The 16,450-nt window shown below is 71.0% G+C and carries 14 protein-coding genes; 2 read left to right on the top strand and 12 right to left on the bottom strand.

Annotated features, from left to right (window positions below):
* Window positions 1-23 precede the first annotated feature (23 nt).
* From ACZ63J_RS13650 to ACZ63J_RS13685, 8 genes are all read right to left on the bottom strand, one after another.
* A complete protein-coding gene (locus tag ACZ63J_RS13650) occupies window positions 24-1,286 on the bottom strand; it encodes a GAF domain-containing protein (protein ID WP_465400751.1) in 1,263 nt (420 codons plus the stop codon).
* Window positions 1,287-1,454: 168 nt separating this feature from the next.
* The gene (locus tag ACZ63J_RS13655; protein ID WP_465400752.1) at window positions 1,455-2,456 is read right to left on the bottom strand and encodes an alpha-ketoacid dehydrogenase subunit beta; all 1,002 of its coding nucleotides are present in this window, start codon (window positions 2,454-2,456) and stop codon (window positions 1,455-1,457) included.
* A 12-nt stretch (window positions 2,457-2,468) separates the two neighbouring features.
* Window positions 2,469-3,374 (bottom strand): thiamine pyrophosphate-dependent dehydrogenase E1 component subunit alpha, encoded by a 906-nt coding sequence (locus tag ACZ63J_RS13660; protein ID WP_465400753.1) that lies wholly within the window; start codon window positions 3,372-3,374, stop codon window positions 2,469-2,471.
* Window positions 3,371-4,405 carry an ATP-NAD kinase family protein gene (locus ACZ63J_RS13665; RefSeq protein WP_465400754.1) on the bottom strand — a complete coding sequence of 345 codons (1,035 nt, stop codon included), beginning with the start codon at window positions 4,403-4,405 and terminating at the stop codon, window positions 3,371-3,373. The genes ACZ63J_RS13660 and ACZ63J_RS13665 overlap by 4 nt, the downstream gene beginning before the upstream one ends.
* Before the next feature lie 236 nt (window positions 4,406-4,641).
* Window positions 4,642-4,866: a heavy-metal-associated domain-containing protein gene (locus ACZ63J_RS13670; RefSeq protein WP_465341794.1), complete on the bottom strand. Its 225-nt coding sequence runs from the start codon at window positions 4,864-4,866 to the stop codon at window positions 4,642-4,644.
* Window positions 4,867-4,930: 64 nt separating this feature from the next.
* Window positions 4,931-5,134: a cold-shock protein gene (locus ACZ63J_RS13675; protein ID WP_086855961.1), complete on the bottom strand. Its 204-nt coding sequence runs from the start codon at window positions 5,132-5,134 to the stop codon at window positions 4,931-4,933.
* Between the two features lie 206 nt (window positions 5,135-5,340).
* Entirely contained in the window at window positions 5,341-5,514 is a 174-nt protein-coding gene (locus ACZ63J_RS13680; RefSeq protein ID WP_465400755.1) for a hypothetical protein, read from the bottom strand.
* 216 nt (window positions 5,515-5,730) lie between these two features.
* Window positions 5,731-7,389, bottom strand: coding sequence for a thiamine pyrophosphate-binding protein (locus tag ACZ63J_RS13685; protein ID WP_465401004.1), 1,659 nt, complete (start codon window positions 7,387-7,389; stop codon window positions 5,731-5,733).
* Between the two features lie 134 nt (window positions 7,390-7,523).
* Between ACZ63J_RS13685 and ACZ63J_RS13690 the strand changes: the two genes are divergently transcribed.
* Complete coding sequence (locus ACZ63J_RS13690; protein WP_465400756.1) at window positions 7,524-8,804, top strand: hydroxyacid-oxoacid transhydrogenase; 1,281 nt, start codon at window positions 7,524-7,526, stop codon at window positions 8,802-8,804.
* Complete coding sequence (locus tag ACZ63J_RS13695) at window positions 8,798-9,211, top strand: acyl-CoA thioesterase (protein ID WP_465341790.1); 414 nt, start codon at window positions 8,798-8,800, stop codon at window positions 9,209-9,211. Before ACZ63J_RS13690 ends, ACZ63J_RS13695 begins: the two co-directional genes overlap by 7 nt.
* A gap of 528 nt (window positions 9,212-9,739) precedes the next feature.
* Here the strand turns inward: ACZ63J_RS13695 and ACZ63J_RS13700 are convergent.
* From ACZ63J_RS13700 to lanKC, 4 genes are all read right to left on the bottom strand, one after another.
* Window positions 9,740-11,557, bottom strand: coding sequence for an ATP-binding cassette domain-containing protein (locus ACZ63J_RS13700; RefSeq protein ID WP_465400757.1), 1,818 nt, complete (start codon window positions 11,555-11,557; stop codon window positions 9,740-9,742).
* Window positions 11,554-13,221 carry an ABC transporter ATP-binding protein gene (locus ACZ63J_RS13705; RefSeq protein WP_465400758.1) on the bottom strand — a complete coding sequence of 556 codons (1,668 nt, stop codon included), beginning with the start codon at window positions 13,219-13,221 and terminating at the stop codon, window positions 11,554-11,556. Before ACZ63J_RS13705 ends, ACZ63J_RS13700 begins: the two co-directional genes overlap by 4 nt.
* 129 nt (window positions 13,222-13,350) lie before the next feature.
* A complete protein-coding gene (locus tag ACZ63J_RS13710) occupies window positions 13,351-13,494 on the bottom strand; it encodes a SapB/AmfS family lanthipeptide (protein WP_155548626.1) in 144 nt (47 codons plus the stop codon).
* Between the two features lie 37 nt (window positions 13,495-13,531).
* Window positions 13,532-16,096: a class III lanthionine synthetase LanKC gene (lanKC, locus tag ACZ63J_RS13715; RefSeq protein WP_465400759.1), complete on the bottom strand. Its 2,565-nt coding sequence runs from the start codon at window positions 16,094-16,096 to the stop codon at window positions 13,532-13,534.
* Window positions 16,097-16,450 lie beyond the last annotated feature (354 nt).

A 16,450-nucleotide genomic window follows, 5' to 3' on the forward strand; every position in this document is an offset into this window, starting at 1 on the left:
CCCATCTTCCCCGCGCGGGCGGCTCAGCCGCGGATGGCCGGGGCGAGCGAGTGCGGCAGCACCGCTTCGGGGTCCGGCGGCCGCCGGACCAGCACCTCGACGTCGTCGGCGAACCGGTACGGCTTCGCGCCGAGGATGCCGCCGAAGTGGCGCCGCAGCCGGGACATCTCGGCGCGGACGGTGACCGTGCGGCCGGGGTCGCCGAACAGGTCGAGCGCCAGTTCGGACGCCGAGCGGCCGTCACGCCGGCTGGCCAGCACGTACAGCATCTCGGCGTGGCGCGGGCTGAGCCGGTGCGTCCACGTCCCGGACGCGCCGGCGACGGTCAGCTCGGGCTGACGTGGCGAACGGACGTCGAGGACGACCCGGGTGGCCGGGGCGGCCCCGTGCTCGACGACCCGGATGAGCCAGCCGCCGGGCACCGGCTCGACCGCGCAGTTGCCGTACGCCGGCAGCCAGACCCCGCCCGGGGCGAGATCGGCGGGCAGCGCGATCCGGTCGATTGGCGCGAGCCCGGCGGCGGCCGCGACCCAGCCGTGGTCGTCGGCCACGACGGCCCGCCCGCCGACCTTCGCGAGCACCGGGATGGCGAAGCCCCGCAGCCGTTCCAGCTCACTGAGGTGGGCGGTGCGCAGCTGCGCCTCGGCGAGCCGCGTCACGGCGTCGACCAGCGCCAACGTCGTCGCGTGCACGGTCGAGGCGGGGCCGGAGAGGTCGACGATGCCGAGCAGCGAGCCGTCACGAGGATCGTGCAGCGGCGCGGCGGCGCACGTCCAGGAGTGCTGCGCGCGGACGTAGTGCTCGGCGGAGTAGACCTGCACCGGGCGGCGGGTGACGAGAGCGGTGCCGATCGCGTTGGTTCCGACGGCTTCTTCCTGCCAGTCGGCGCCTTCGACGAACCCGAGCCCGTCGGCGCGGCGGCGGACCGCGGCGCTGCCGTCGCGCCAGAGCACGGTGCCACCGGCGTCGACGATCACCATGATGTGCGAAGCCTGTTCGGCGAGGCTGATCAGGCCGCCGCGCAGGGTCGGCAGCGCCTCGGCCAGCCGGCTGGTCCGGCGGCGCGTCTCCAGCTCTTCGAAGGTCAGGACGGGCGCGGCGGCGCGGCTGTCCGGGTCCAGGCCGAGGCGGCGCATCCGCTCCCAGGACGCGCCGATGACCGCGCGCGGGCGCGTGGGCAGGGTTTTCCCGGCGAGTGCTGCCTCGTGCACCTGCGTGAGGACGCGCGCATACCGCCGAGGGTCCGCCCCGGCCGGCAACGCTGCCTCGAGGTTCTGCTGCCCCAACCGCCGCTCCTTGCGCTCCGCCTCCTCAGTCTGCCTTTTCGCTCCGGTGATCGGAAGGTGGTGGCAAGCACGCCGGAGGTCAGCCCGTGGTCGCGACGCCCACCGCGCGCACCGAGACGTCCACTGTGGACAGCGTTAGAGCTGCGTCGATGCGTGTGACGTGCCGGATCATCGCCGGTACTCCACAACCGACTTCGCCGCGTTGAGCACCTTCTGCGCGTCCGGGATGTAGAGGTCCTCGAGCGCGTCCGAGAACGGGACCGGCGTGTGCGGCGGCGTCACCATCTCGATCGGGGCGCGCAGGGCGCCGAACGCCTCCTTGGCGACGAGCGCGGAGATGTCCGTGGCGAGGTTGCAACGGGGCGACGCCTCGTCGACGACGACCAGCCGTCCGGTGGTCCGGACGCTCGCCAGGATCGTTCCGGTGTCGAGCGGGCTGGTGGTGCGCGGGTCGATGACCTCGGCCTCGATCCCGGCGCAGGCCAGCTCGTCAGCCGCTGTTTTGGCGACCGCGACCATGCGCCCGAAGGCGACGATCGTGACGTCACCGCCCTCGCGGACGACGTTCGCCTCGCCGAACGGGATCGTGTAGCTGTCCTCGGGCACCTCGCCGCTGGTGTCGTAGAGCGCCTTGTGCTCGCAGAAGATCACCGGGTCGTCGTCCCGGATCGACTGGACCAGCAGGCCTTTCGCCTCGTACGGGCTCGACGGCACCACGACCTTCAGCCCGGGGACGTGCGTGAAGATCGGGTACAGGCACTGCGAATGCTGCGCCGCGGCCCGCAGCCCGGCACCGTACATCGTGCGGATCACGACCGGCGTGCGCGCGTTGCCGCCGAACATGTACCGGAACTTGGCGGCCTGGTTGAAGATCTGGTCGAAGCAGACACCCATGAAGTCGATGAACATCAGTCCCGCGACGGGCCGCTGCCCCCGCGTCGCGGCGCCGATCGCCGCGCCGACGAACGCCGACTCCGAGACAGGCGTCTCGAGCACCCGGCCGGGGAACCGGTCGAACAGGCCTTGGGTGACGCCGAGGACACCGCCCCGGCCGTCGTCCCCGGGTCTGCCGGCGTTGTCCTCGCCCAGCACGATGACCGACTCGTCCCGGGCCATCTCCTGCGCGAGCGCCTCGTTGATGGCCTCGCGATAGCTGATCGTCCTGGCCATGACGCGCCCTTCTCAGTAAGTCAGGTAGACGTCGGTCTCGAGGTCTTCCTTCGTGGGTTTCGGCGCGGCCTTCGCCTCGGTGACGGCGTCTTCGATCAGCTTCGCGATTTCGGCGTCGAGGTCGTCGAGGACCGGTCCGGGCAGCTCACCGCTGTCGGTGACCTGGTCCCGGAACCGCTTGAGGCAGTCGAGGTCCCCTTCGAAGCGCCCGGAGCAGCGGGTGAACTTGACCTCGATCAGCGTCGGACCGCCGCCGTCGCGCGCGCGTTGGACGGCTTCGCCCGCAGCCTCGTGCACGGCGAAGAAGTCGAGCCCGTCGACGATCACCCCGGGCACACCGAAGCCGGCGGCCCGGTCGGCGATGTTGTCCGACGCAACGGACCAGGAGCTCGACGTCGCTTCGGCGTAACCGTTGTTCTCCGCGACGAAGATCGCGGGCAGGTTCCAGACGGACGCGAGGTTCAGCGCCTCCAGCGTCGTCCCCTGGTTGCCGGCGCCGTCGCCGAAGAAGGCGACTCCGACACCTCCGGTGTTCTGCTGTTTCGCGGCGAGCGCGGTGCCGCAGATGAGCGGCGGGCCCCCGCCGACGATGCCGTTCGCGCCGAGCAGGCCCTTCGCGAGGTCGGCGATGTGCATCGAGCCGCCCTTGCCGTGGCACGACCCGGTCCGGCGGCCGTAGATCTCGGCCATCATGCCCTTGACGTCGACACCCTTGGCGATGCCGTGGCCGCGGTGGCTTGCGGCGATCGTGTCCCGGTCGTCGAGGTGGAGGCAGACGCCGGTGGCCGAGGCTTCCTCACCGGCGTACAGGTGCACGAACCCCGGGATTTCGCCGGTCGCGAACTCCTCGTGCACGCGCTCTTCGAAGGCACGGATGGTGCGCATCACGCGATACGCCTCCCGCAGGGTGTCCGTCATCTTCGACGCTCCTTCCCTTGATCGGTTTCCGTGCGCAACAGCCCTTTCCTCGCCGCTTCCGCCATCGCCGCCCGGACGTCGACGCACCACGGCCCGTCCGGCTTGAGCTCCACGAACGCGCTCTCCCCGGTCTTCAGCTCGAGTTCGCGTTCCCCGTCGAGCGCGATGACGCCGCCGGCCGCGGCCAGCTCGACCCGCACCCCGGGTTTGAGGACACCCCACCCGCGCACCCCGACGGGCCGCACCAGCCCGGGCGCGATCGGCGCCTGCACGACGTACGGCGTCTCCCCGACCGGCCCGAGCTGCAGCGCGACGCCGTCCGGGCTCGACCGCGGGCTCGGGCAGAGCTGGCCGGGCACGCTGGAGAGGCCGATGCCGTCCGGCTCGGCGAAGGTGCAGTACAGCTCGGTGAGCGACGCCGGGTCCCACAGCGCCCGAGCCCCGATGTGCCTGCTCAGCGACACGCAGACGTCGACGAGCGCGATCTCACGGCGGGCTTTGGTGACGACCTCGAGCACGCTGACGCGGTGGGTGACGAGGTCGGGGTCGACCTGGCCGGTGGCGATCAGCCCGGCGGCCAGCCCGGCGACGGTCGCCTCCCGCATCTGCGGGAAGGCGTTGTTGGTCCCGGTCGAGAGGGCGAGGATCGGCACGTCTTCGCAGGCCGCGGCGGCGACCCGGGCGGTCCCGTCCCCACCGAGGACCACGATGACGCCGGCGCCCGCTTCGACCATCCGGCGCACCGCATTCGTCGTGTCGGCGGCGGTGCCGGTGATCGGGTCGTCTTCGCAGAAGTCGACCTTCGGCCAGGCGCCACCCCGGCCCAGGGCGCGCAGGACCGCGGCGGAGATCCCACCGAGATCGGTCGAGACGAGGGCGCGGTCGAGCCCGGTCACGGCGAACGCCGCCAGCAGCCGCTGGACCATGTTCGCCTTCTCCGCGGTGGGGAACACCGACGCCTGCGCGACCAGCCGGCGGATGTCCCGCCCCGAAGCCGGATTCGCGACGATCCCCGCCACCGTTTCTCCCACCTGACCTCCCGATACTTCACCGGAGGACAGGAGACTCCGCGGACGGCCGCGAAGGGAAGGGTTGCAGGGCGTTGCACTCACCGGCACACAGCGCCGTACGAGGTCATAGCGGTGGGCGCGCGCCGAGAGCGTCGAAGATCACAGGGGCGCGGTTGATCTCCAGTGGACTGTCCATCCTGGAGACGAACGCCGCACGGCCGGAGAAGAACCAACCGGGGCCGAGCCCCGGCAGCCGGCTACGAGACGAGGTCGACGGCGCCTTCGAAGGTGTAGCCCGCCTCTTCGACCGCGGCGCGGACATCGTCTTCCGCCAACGCGGTTTCGGCGCGCACGACGACCCTGCCGGCCGCGACGTCGATGTCCACTTCGGTCACTCCGGGCACCGCGGTGATTTCCTCGGTGACGGACTGGGCGCAGTGTCCGCAGCTCATCCCGGAGACGGTGTAGCCGTGCTCGATCATGGAGCGGAGTTTACGAAAAGGGCCGCCACCCCGTACGGGTGACGGCCCTTTTTCAAGATCAAAGTCAGATCACGGTGACCGACGTGGCCTGCGGGCCCTTCTGGCCCTGGCCGATCTCGAACTCGACGCGAGCGTTCTCCTCGAGGCTCTTGAAGCCGCTACCCTGGATCTCGCTGTAGTGAACGAAGACGTCGCCGCCACCGTTGTCGGGGGTGATGAAGCCGAACCCCTTCTCGGAGTTGAACCACTTCACAGTGCCCTGAGTCATCAAAAATCTCCATGTGTAACAACAAAACAGGAAGCCACTTCGGCGTCCCGGGTCACCACCAGGACGGTTTGCTTCCTCGGCGAGGAGACACTACGCCCGCTGAATTCTGCGAGCGTGACTCAACACGAACACAAAAATCGAGACCGACAGCAGTAAAGCACACCTTGACCTGGGCGGACAAGCGGTCTTCACCCAAGCGGGGTGAGCTATTCGCCACTCGCCGGGCGCAGCCCCTCCGTGATGAACGGCGAACGCCAGGTCGTGTCGCGTTCGGCCGCGACCACGGCGTCGTCGTGCGCCTCCGCGCTGGCGCTGAACAGCACCGGTACGACGCCCGAGGACTTCCGCGCTGGTTCGGATGCGTGCTGGTGATCGGTCACGTCGAAACTCCCCTCGTTCCCTGCCCGCTTCGGCGCGGGTCATGACCGTGATGGTGCCATGCGGCACCGACAGAAACCGGTTGTCTCCCGCCGGGACCCGGCCGGGAAAGGTTCAGCGGCGAACCACCACCGGAACACCGTCAGGCTACCTGAGCCAAGGCCGTGCTACCACACGACATTCCCGGCGTTTTCCGCGCGTGTCGGCCGCCAAACCCTTTACTGGGCGGGAGGTTGCGGGCGCGCTTGACCGAGCAGGGCCGAAAGCCGCACGTCCGGGGTCACGACATCGGGGTCGGTGCGCACGTCGATGACGCACGGCCGCTGCCGCACCAGCGCACTGGCGATGATCGGCTCGAGCTCTTCACGATCGTCCACCGTGTACCCGGCCGCGCCGAGCCCACGCGCCCACGAAGCGAAGTCGGTCAACGGGATGGAAACCCCGGACAGCCGGCCCTGCGCGCGCGCCTGGTGCATCGCGAGCGCCCCGTGAACGCCGTTCTGGAACACCACCACCATCACCGGCGCCCGGTACCGGACGGCCGTTTCGATCTCCTGGCCGGTCATCAGCGTCCCGGCGTCTCCCACCATGGCTACCACGGTCCGCCGCGGTTCGGCCAGTTTCGCCGCGACGGCCGCCGGAACGGCGTACCCCATGGCGGCGTTGCTCGGCCCGAGCTGGCTGCGCGGCGCCGTGAAGCACCAGTAGCGGTGCATGAACTGGGCGAAGTTGCCGGCATCGCTGGTGACGATGGTGTCCTCGGGCGCCAGCTTCCGCAGCGCCCGCACGACGTCCACTGGGTGGACACGCGTGTTCCCGCTCGTGTCGGGCGGCGTCATGAAGGTGTGGACGGCCGCGTTCGCCGCCGAAGCCCGCCGCGTCCGCGGCGACGCCACCTCCCGCAGCTCCCGCAGGAACGGCTCCACTTCGGAGTCGACACGGAAGGTCAGCCCCCGCCGCCGCGGGCTGACTTCGATGCCCGTCCCCACCATGACCAGCGTCTGCTGGGCGGTCGGATAGCGGTAGGCCTGCGTCGTCACCTCGTCGAGCTGGGTGCCGAGCGCGAGCACGAGGTCCGCCCGTTCCAGGGCGTCCAGCTGCCGGGCGGGGATGCCGAGCCCGAGGTGCCCGGCGTAGCGGGCGTGGTTCTCCGGGAAGGAGTCCTGCCGCCGGAAGGCGTTGTAGACGGGCAGCGCGAGCTCGTCGGCGACCGCGATCAGCTCGTCCCGCGCGGACCGCGCCCGCCCGCCGACGATGACCACGGGGTACTTCGCCTCGTCCACCAGCTGCGCCACGGCATCAGCCGAACGGCCCAGTGTCCCGGACGCCGGCGGCCGCACCCGCGCCATCGGCTTCGCCGCGTCGTAGGGCATGCCCCAGATGTCGCAGGGCACGCCGAGCACGACCGGCCCCGGCCGTCCCTCCTGCGACGTCGTCAACGCGTGCGCCAGCAGCCCCGGCAGGCCGTCCGGGTCGGTCACCCGCAGGGTCGACTTGGCGATCGACTCGAACATCGCCGTCAGGTCCGCGGTCGGCAGCTCACCGGAGGACGACGCCATCGGCTCGGTCGCCGGCGTCTCCAGCAGCACGACCATCGGCGTCTCGTCCTGGTAGGCCGTCTGGACGCCGATCGCCAGGCTCGCCGCGCTCGGCCCCCGGCTGGCGAGCAGCACGGCGGGCCGCTCGGTGAGCTTGCCCTCCGCCTCCGCCATGAACGCCGCGCCCGCGTCATGGCGCGCCGAGACCAGGGTGATCTCCCGCTCGCGCTGCAAGGCGTCGAGAACTTCCAGGAAGGACTCACCGACCACCGCGTACACGCGGCGGACACGCGCCTCGGTCAGGATCCGCACGGCCGTCTGGGCGACGGTCGCTCCCAGTTGGTATCTAATGAGGAGAGCTTAGGCGGGCACCGTTCAGTGCAGTCAAGTGATCTTCGCCGAAACCCGGCAAGGATGGACCGAATGTCCGCTTTGACCGACTGCCAGCCGATCAAGGGAGCGAGGACGCAGGCTTGACCGCGACCGAACGTGAAACAGTTTTTACTTATGGCGCACCGGGGTTGAAGTACGGCACGGGAGCCAGCGACGAGATCGGCTACGACCTCACGCAGTTCGGCGCCCGCCGCGTGCTGGTCGTGACCGACCCGCGCGTGGCCGCGACCGGCTGGCCCCGCCGCATTGCCGACGGCATCACGGGTTACGGCATCGAGACCGAGATCTTCGACGGCGTACACGTCGAACCCACCGATGTCAGCATGCAGAAGGCGGTTGACTTCGCCCGCGGCACCGGCCCGTACGACGCGTTCGTCGCCGTCGGTGGCGGGTCGGCCATCGACACCGCCAAGGCGGCGAACCTGCTCACCAGCAACGACGGCGAGCTGATGGACTACGTCAACGCCCCGGTCGGCGGCGGCCGCGCGCCGAGCCGCCCGCTGAAGCCGCTGGTCGCGGTCCCCACCACCACCGGCACCGGCTCGGAGAGCACCACGGTCTGCGTCCTGGACGTGCTGTCCCTGCGCGTCAAGAGCGGGATCAGCCACCTGCGGCTGCGCCCGACCCTCGCGGTCGTCGACCCGCGGCTCACCGTGAGCCAGCCCGCCGGCGTGACCGCCGCGAGTGGCATGGACATCCTCTGCCACGCCGCGGAGAGCTACACCGCCAAGCCGTACACCGAGTTCGAGCGCAAGCGCCCGGAGCAACGCGTGCCGTACTGCGGCGCGAACCCGTTGGCCGACATGTTCGCCGAGCAGTCGCTGCGCCTGCTGTCGTGGGCCCTCCCCGCCGCGGTGCGCGACGGCTCCGACCTCAAGGCCCGCGAAGCCATGGCCCTCGCCGCGACGTTCGCCGGACTCGGGTTCGGCAACGCCGGCGTGCACATCCCGCACGCCAACGCGTACCCGATCGCCGGGCAGGTCAGGGATTTCCACCCGGACGGCTACCCGGGCGAAGAGCCCATGGTGCCGCACGGCATGGCCGTCTCGCTGACCGCGCCCGCCGCGTTCCGCTTCACCTTCGACGCGGCGCCGGACCGCCACCTGCGCGTCGCGCGCCTGCTGGCGCCCGACTTCGAGTGGCCTGGCGACTTCGCCGACCACCTGCCCGCGGTGCTGATCGACCTGATGCGCCAGATCGGCATTCCGGACGGCATCGGCGCCGTCGGCTACCAGGAGTCCGATGTGGACTCCCTGGTCGAAGGAACCCTGAAGCAGCAGCGGTTGCTGGCCACGGCGCCCCGAGAGGCGTCCACGGAGGACCTTTCCGCAATCCTCCGCGACTCGGTGTCGCTGTGGTGAACGGGTACCCGCACTGGCAGACGGTTCCGTTGCGCTGGAAGGACAACGACGTCTACGGGCACGTCAACAACGTGGTGCACTACTCGCTGATGGACACCGTGATCAACACGTGGCTCATCGAGCAGGGCGGCCTCGACATCGAGACCGGGGAGGTGATCGGGCTGTGCGTCGAGTCGCACTGCGGGTATCACTCATCGGTGTCCTTTCCTGGTTCGCTGCGGGTGGGACTGCGCGTGGCGCACCTCGGGAAGTCCAGCGTGCGCTACGAGATCGGCATGTACGCCGCCGACGAGTCCCTGGTCGCCGAAGGGCACTTCGTGCACGTCTTCGTCGACCGCGAGTCCCGCCGGCCGACACCGCTCTCCGGCAAGCTGCGCGAGGCACTGGAAGCACTGCAGCCCGGTTGACGTGCACCGCCGGCGGGTCACCTCCTTATTGACGGTGCCGGTTCCGGGCCGTGTTCTTCCCGCGATTCCGATCATGCACGACGCCACCGACAGAACGCGGCGATCAGCCTGAGTTGTCCACAGGGGCCGTGCACATCGGCGTGTTGTCCACAGATTTGGATCACCCCCTTTCGCGGGCCGTCCACGGCGATACAGTGCAAAGGTCCACAGTGGATGGGCAACCGGCTCACCCGGATCCGCACGCAGCGCGGAGGGCGGCCTAGGCGTCGATCGGCGTCTGCGGCGGACCGAGTGAGCAGGAAGCCCGGCAGTGGTAACGGTTCCGCCATGCGTCGGCGGCCGCGAACCCACTGCTTCATGCGGTCGACAGTGGTGACCGACCTTGTTGCCGGCAGGCGCCCCGCCCGCGGGGAAGGAACACCCACTGGCGCAGAGAGCTGAACGATGGTCGCCCGGCCGTTTGCGGAAGGCGCCCCGCCCACGGCCGGGAGGACCATCGTCCACAGGACGAAGCGACGGTGCTCGCGGTCAGTCGCCGGAAGGCGCCCCGGCGACGATCGCGACCGCACCGCCCGTAGGCGGTCCGGCGGTACCAGCCGGCCCGCCGCTCGCTGGCCCGGTGGCACCGGTGGCTCCTTTCCGAGCCGCCGGTGTCGCCCAGGCCTGCATGAGCTCCGCGTAGCGCGCTGAGCCCGCCATCAGATCGGCGTGGCTGCCCACTGCGGTCTCCCGGCCGTCCATGACGAGGACACGGTTCGCGCGCAGGGCGGACGAAAGCCGGTGCGCGATCACCACCAGAACACCACCCCGAGCGGCGAAGGCCCGCTCCGCGCGGGCTTCCGACACCGGGTCGAGATGGGAGGTCGCCTCGTCGAGGATCACGAACTTCGCCGAACTGGCGTACACCCTCGCTAGCGCGAGCAGCTGCGCTTCGCCCGCGGAGATGCCTTCGCCGCCATGACCGATCTCGGCGTCGAGGCCGCCCAGGTGCCTCAGCAGCGCTCCCGCGCCCACTGCGTCCGCGGCGGCCACGAGTGCGCCGTCCGGGGCTGACGGGGCAAAGAGACCGACGTTGTCCCGCACGGTTCCCGCGAAGACGTACGCCTCCTGCGGGATCAGCGCCACGAGCTCGTGCCGGAGCGCGGCGGGCACGTCCCGGACCGGGACGCCGCCCAGTAGCACCCGGCCCTCCTGCGGCGTGAGCATCCCGGTCAGCAAGCCGGCCAGTGTCGACTTGCCGATCCCGCTCGGCCCGACGACGGCGAGGTGCTCCCCCGGCCGCAGCCCCAGGTCCAGACCACGGACCACGGGCTCGGCCGTCGCGCCCCAGCCGAACGTCAGGCCGCGGACCTGGATGTCGGTGCCGCGCGGCGTCGCCGCGCCCTCGGAAGTAATGGGCAGCTCGGCCGTCTCCGCCAGCCGGCGGAGGGCGACCAGCAGCCGCAGGACGACCGTGCCGGCCGTGGCCGCGAGCCCGCGCAGGGCCGGCTGCATCGTCGTGGCCAGGTAGACCAGCGCGCCGAGGGCGGCTCCCGCGGTCAGCTCCCCGCGGGCCACCATCCCCGGCGCCAGGGCCAGCGCGAGCAGCAACGGGACGAACCCGCCGAGGGAGATCACCAGCGACCGGAGGGCGCTCGAGCGCGCCACGCGGATCGCGGCCACCGCCTGGGCGTCGACCGCGTCGTACATCGCCAGCGAGGCGATCGGCTCGGCGCCGCAGGCCACGATGTCGCGCATCCCGGCCAGGGACCCGCCGGCCGTCGCGGCCGTGTGCTCGTCGGCCAGCGCCAGCGCGCGCTGACGTCGAGCTAGCGAGGGAAGGAGGAAGGCGAACACGATCAACGAAGCGACCACCGGCACGGCGACCGGCACCACCAGCGCGCCGGCGACGGTCACGAGCCCGGCGAGCGCCGAGGCCGTCGTCACCAGCATGCCGCGCGCCTGCACCAGCAGGCCGGCGGTCGCGTCGCGGACCACCTCGACGTGCTGGGTGATCCGGGCGACCCCGCTGGAATCCGGTTGGTTGCGCGGCGGGGAGTCGTCGTGCAGGACACCTCGGACGACGGCGGTCACGAGCGCGTCGCGCAGGGGTTCGACCACCTTGCCGAGCTGGTGCCACACCATCCGCGAGCCGAACGCGCCGAGCACGGCCGCCAGCCCGAACAGCGCCAGCCAGCCGAGGCCGACCGCCGGGTTGCCGACCGAAAAGCCACGGTCCACGGACAGCTCGACCAGCCGTCCCGAGAAGAAAGCAGGGAGTCCTTCGAGCACCGAACACACGAGCAGCACAACACCGCCACGCCATTGACCGGCGAGTGCGGACCAGTACAACCGGCGCAGGCTCACTCGTCGTCCTCCGTGAAGACGCCCCGGTAGCCCGGTTCCTGCCAAAGCGCGGCGTGCGGGGCCACTGCGCGGATCCGGCCTTCCTCGAGCCAGACCACCAGGTCCGCACGAGCCGCCGTGCCCGCGCGGTGAGTCACGACGACACGCGTCCGGCCCGGGAGCACGCCGTCCAACGCGCGCTCGACGGCTGCCTCGGTGACCGTGTCGAGGCTCGCCGTGGCGTCGTCAAAGATCAGGACGCGCGGGTTGTGCACGATCGCGCGGGCCAGCCCGAGGCGCTGGGCCTCACCGCCGGAAAGGGGCGACTCGGTCAGCGGCGTGCGGTAACCCTCGGGCAGCCGGACGACGACCTCGTCGACCTGGGCGGTCCGGCAAGCGCTGCGGACCGCGGACTCGCCGGCCCAGGAGCCGTAGCCGACGGCGTCGGCGACGGTGGTGCCGAGCAGCGCGGGCCGCTCGAAGGCGTAGCCGACGACCGCGCGCAGCTCCTCGGGGCGGATCCGGTGCAGCGGGCGGCCGTCGAGCAGGACCTGGCCCTCGTCGGGCAGAACCAGCCCGCCGAGCACGCCGGCCAGCACGGACTTGCCCGCGCCCGAGCGGCCGACGACGGCGAGGAAGGTGCCGCCGTCGACGCGCAGGTCGACCTCAGCGAGCGCGCCGGTAACTCCGACGTGACGGACGTCGAGGGTGCCGTTGCCGGGCAGGAGCGGGAGCTTGCCGGGCACGGGGGCGGGCTCGTCGAGGACCTCGACGAGCCGTTCGGCGCAGCCGCGCGCCCGCGACAGCGTCGTGAGCAGCGGAATCTGCGTGACCAGCCCGAGGCCGAGCGCGACGTAACCGAGCACAGCGATGACGTCGCCGACGCTGAGCCGGCCGGCGAGCACGCCGAACCCGGCCGCGGCCAGCACGGCGAGCTCGACCGCCGGCGTCAGCAGGCCGGCGCGCCAGACCATGCGGGCCTGGGTGCGCCAGATGCCCATCCCGGCCAGGGCCAGCTTCGGGAGCGGGCGCAGCACGCGTTCGGCTTCGCGGTCCGCGGTACCGGACGCGGCGATCGTCCGGAGGCCGGCGACGGCGTCGACCATGCCGGCCGCGAGTTCGCCGGAGACCCGTTGGTAGGCAAGGACGTCGTCGGCGGTGTTCCGGAGGTGGCTTCGCGCGAGCAGCAACGCGAACGGGATGCTGCCGAGGAACACGAGCGCGAGCCGCCAGTCCAGCAGGGCGAGCAGGACGACGGCGCCGGAGGCGATGACCAGCATCGAGCCGCACTGGACGACGATCGTGACGATGCCGCCGGCACCGACGCAGTCACCGGTGAGGCGGCTGATCGCGTCACCCTCGGCGAAGCGGGATCGGGCGCCCAGGCCGAAGAGTTTGTCGGTCAGCGTACGGCGCAGCCAAGCCGACGCGGTCGCGGTCACGCGGGTGGTGAGGATTCCCCCGACGACGTCGGCGACGATTTCCGCGCCGCCGACGATCAGGAGCCAGGAGACTTCGGGCCAGCTGGGGCGGCCGGCGACGACGGCGTCGACAGCGGCCGCGAGCGCGCTGGGGAGGAGCAGCCCGGCCGCGGTGGCGACCAGGGCCGTGACGATGATCGCGGCGAGCCTCGGTCGATCGAGGCCGGCCACCCGGGCCAGCAGCCGATCGGCGGAGCCGCGCATCTCACTCCTTCGGACGAGGTACCGCCGAGGCGGTTCCGGGGCCAGAATGAACGTGCGGGAGCGGCGCACTTGGCCTGTGCCGCTCCCGCACTGTTCACCTAGGCACTACTTGCCGGCGGACTTGCCAGGTCAGTGGCAGGTCAGCAGCGAGAGGGTGCTGTTGGTGCAGGAGGCCAGCAGGCTCAGGTTCGACGGCGCGCCGCCCCCGCCGCCGTGACCGCCGTTGAGCACCTCGGGGGTCTCCAGGGCCTGCAGCTCCAGAACGAGTTCCATGGTGTTCCTTTCCTCGGTTTCTCGTGTCCGCCGGTCGTCAGCGACCGGAGGTGTGTGGGGACGGCGTGCTGCCCAGGAAGGGCAGCACCTCCTTGCCGTCCAGGAGGGCGGCGAGTGCGAGGAGGATCCCCGCGCCGCCGGTGGCGACGTCCATCGACAGCCGCAGCAGCTGGTTGCCGGGGAAGGCGAGCCCGCCGCGGAACGGCACCGCGTACCAGGCCAACCGGGCCAGGTGCAGGTCGATCGCCTCGCGGACGCGCTGCTCGGGTTCGGCGCCCATGCCGAGGGCGACCGCGAGCCCGAGCCGGCCGTAGAGCAGGCCGGGGTGGATCACGAACTCGCCGCGGCACGACTGGCGCAGCTCGGGCAGGCTTTCGCAGGCGACGGCGTCCGGGCGGTGGCGAGCCAGCTGCTCGGCGACCAGCAGGATCCCCGCGCTGCCGATCGCGGCGTACGGGAGAGTGCGCGTCGCGCCGTCGCGGACCTGCAGGGACGCGTCGTCGGCGAGCACGCATTCCTCGAGGTCGCGACGCAGCGCCTGGTCGGCGAAGGCCAGCCATGCGGGCTCGCCGGTGCCTTCGAAGAGCCGGATGAACAGCAGCGCCGGACCGGACCAGCCGGACAGCAGGCCGGCCCGGGCGAACTTCCCCGGCGGCGCGGCCGTCTCGAGTGCCTCGGCCAGCCGGACGGCGGTGGAGAGCGCCTGCCGGCCGAACTCGTTGTCCTGCCGGGCCGCGGCGAAGTGCAGCTGGGTCAGTCCGATGCCGGCCAGCCCGCCCTCGAGCCCGTGGTCGGTGGTCTGTTCGACGAGCCGCGCCGACGACGTCAGCAGCCGGCTCGCCTCGTCGTGGTGACCGAGGTTCTCCAGCACGTACGCGATGCCGTAGCTGCCGTCGTAGAACCCGGGCCGGGTCGGCGGTTCACGGCGGACCGAGTCGATCAGCCAGCGCTCGTGCTCGGGGAACCGGCCGGCGCCGGTGACGTCGAGGGCGTGCAGCACGCCCGCGGCGCCGACTCCGAAGCAGGCGCCGCCGACCCGGAACTGCTCGATGTCGCCGGGGAACAGCCGGTCCTGGCGCTCGGGGGTCGCGCTGGCCAGGATCGCCTCGGCGATCTGCTTGCGGACCAGCGGCCAGTCCGGTTTCTCCTGGTCGAGCTCCGTGTGAACCGGTGCCGGCTCCGCGGTCACCTCACGCGAAGCCAGCACCGCGACTGCGGCGTCGGCGTACCCCTCCGGCAGGCCGAACCGGCGCTCGACGAAGTCGGCGATGCCGCGCAGTTTCGCCGGTGCCAGCTCAAGCAGCGCGGACAGCGGCAGGAACATCCACAGCCGAAGCGCCGCGAGAGCGTGCTCGTCGATCTCGAAGCCGGTCCGGTCGGCCGGTGCCCGGAAGCCCGGCGCGCCGAGCGCGGGCCGTTCGCCGGACTCGAGGGTCGCGGCCATCTCGAAGTCGATCAGCGAGACGCGGCTCTCGTCGTCCTCGTCGATCAGGATGTTCAGCGCGTGCAGGTCACCGAAGACGAAGCCGCGAGCGTGGATCTCCTCGATCGTCTCCTCGACCTTCGCGAGCACGGCCAGCGCGCGGGCGGCGTAGGCGGTCAGGTCGGCTTCGGTCGTGTCGCGCCTGGTCAGCGGGTAGTTGCGGGCCAGCCAGTTCCCGAGCGACGTGCCGGGCATGTACTCCATGGCGAGGTAGTGGTGTTCCCAGACGGTGAAGTGCTCGAGGGCGCTGGGCACGCCGGGGACGCCGGCCAGCGCGTCGAGCACCTCGTGCTCGCGGCGCAGCCGGGCGACGGCGTCGATCTGGGCGCGGTCCAGGCCGGCGTGGGGCCGGGCCTCCTTGAGCACGACCTGGTCGCCGCCCGCCTTCGGGTCGGCGAGGTAGACGCCGCCGCCGTTCGAGAAGTGCAGGGAGCTCGTCACCCGGTAGGGGAACTGGCTCGGGTCACCGGCCTTGCGCGCAGCGATGCTACTGCGCAAACAGGCCGGAATTTTCACCCATTCGGGGACGGAGAACGTCGGTTCCCGCTTGTCTGGTACCAGCCGCCCGTCCGGCTTGCGGATTGCCAGGACGCGGTTGCCGTCGTGTTCGACCCACTGCTCGGCGAATCCGCCGTAGCGCACGTACAGGGGGCCGTCACCGTAGCGCAAGTCGCTCAGGATATAGGCGCCGTGCTCGCCTTCAAGGCGAACCGACAGGTCGTCCAGCACACACTTGAGCTCGTCTTCATTCGCCGGATAAATCGTGATCAGTTTCCCGCTGCCGTCGCGGGGTGCGTATTTCGAGTTCCGGGCGAGCAGGATGAGCGGCGAGCGCAGGTGCTTGTAGGCGACCCGATACTCGAGACAATACTCGTGCACCTGCACGAGCACGCGGCGAGCGTTGTCCAGACCAGCGGAAACGTGGATTTTCCAGCCCTGGCCGGGAAGTTCGCGGCCTTCGGGGTGCAGCACCCGCCAGACGCCGCGGTCGGCGGTGACCCATCCGGTCTCCGGCGCCGGCAGCGCGGTGGCGTAATCGTCGACCAGCGCGCCGGTTTCCTGTTGTTCGTCGTAGAACAACGGGTCGGCGAAGCAAAATGCTTCGTAGCGCAGGTCCATCCGAGATACCCCTCCGGTGCGATCCCCCGGCGCGCCTCGGCTCCGGGACGAGGAATATTCCCCCATGCCGAACGGCCCTGGGCCAATCCGCCAACCCGGGGGTTCAACTGGGCTATCCGAGGTAGGCAAAAAGGTCACTTACCAGTCGGTAGCCGAACCCAGCGTGATTCCGACGTGACCGGCAACCACTCTGTCGGGGTGTAACACGAAGCTTTTTACGACATTCCCGCAGGTCCACACAAGGGTGGTCCGGAATAAACCACCGAATTGGCAGAATGCCATCAAGACCACCCTGGTGATCAATTTTCTCGATATCGCCACGTCCGGTGACCCCTCAGGCGTCCACAATGGACG

This window comes from Amycolatopsis sp. NPDC104863 (genome assembly GCF_055582965.1).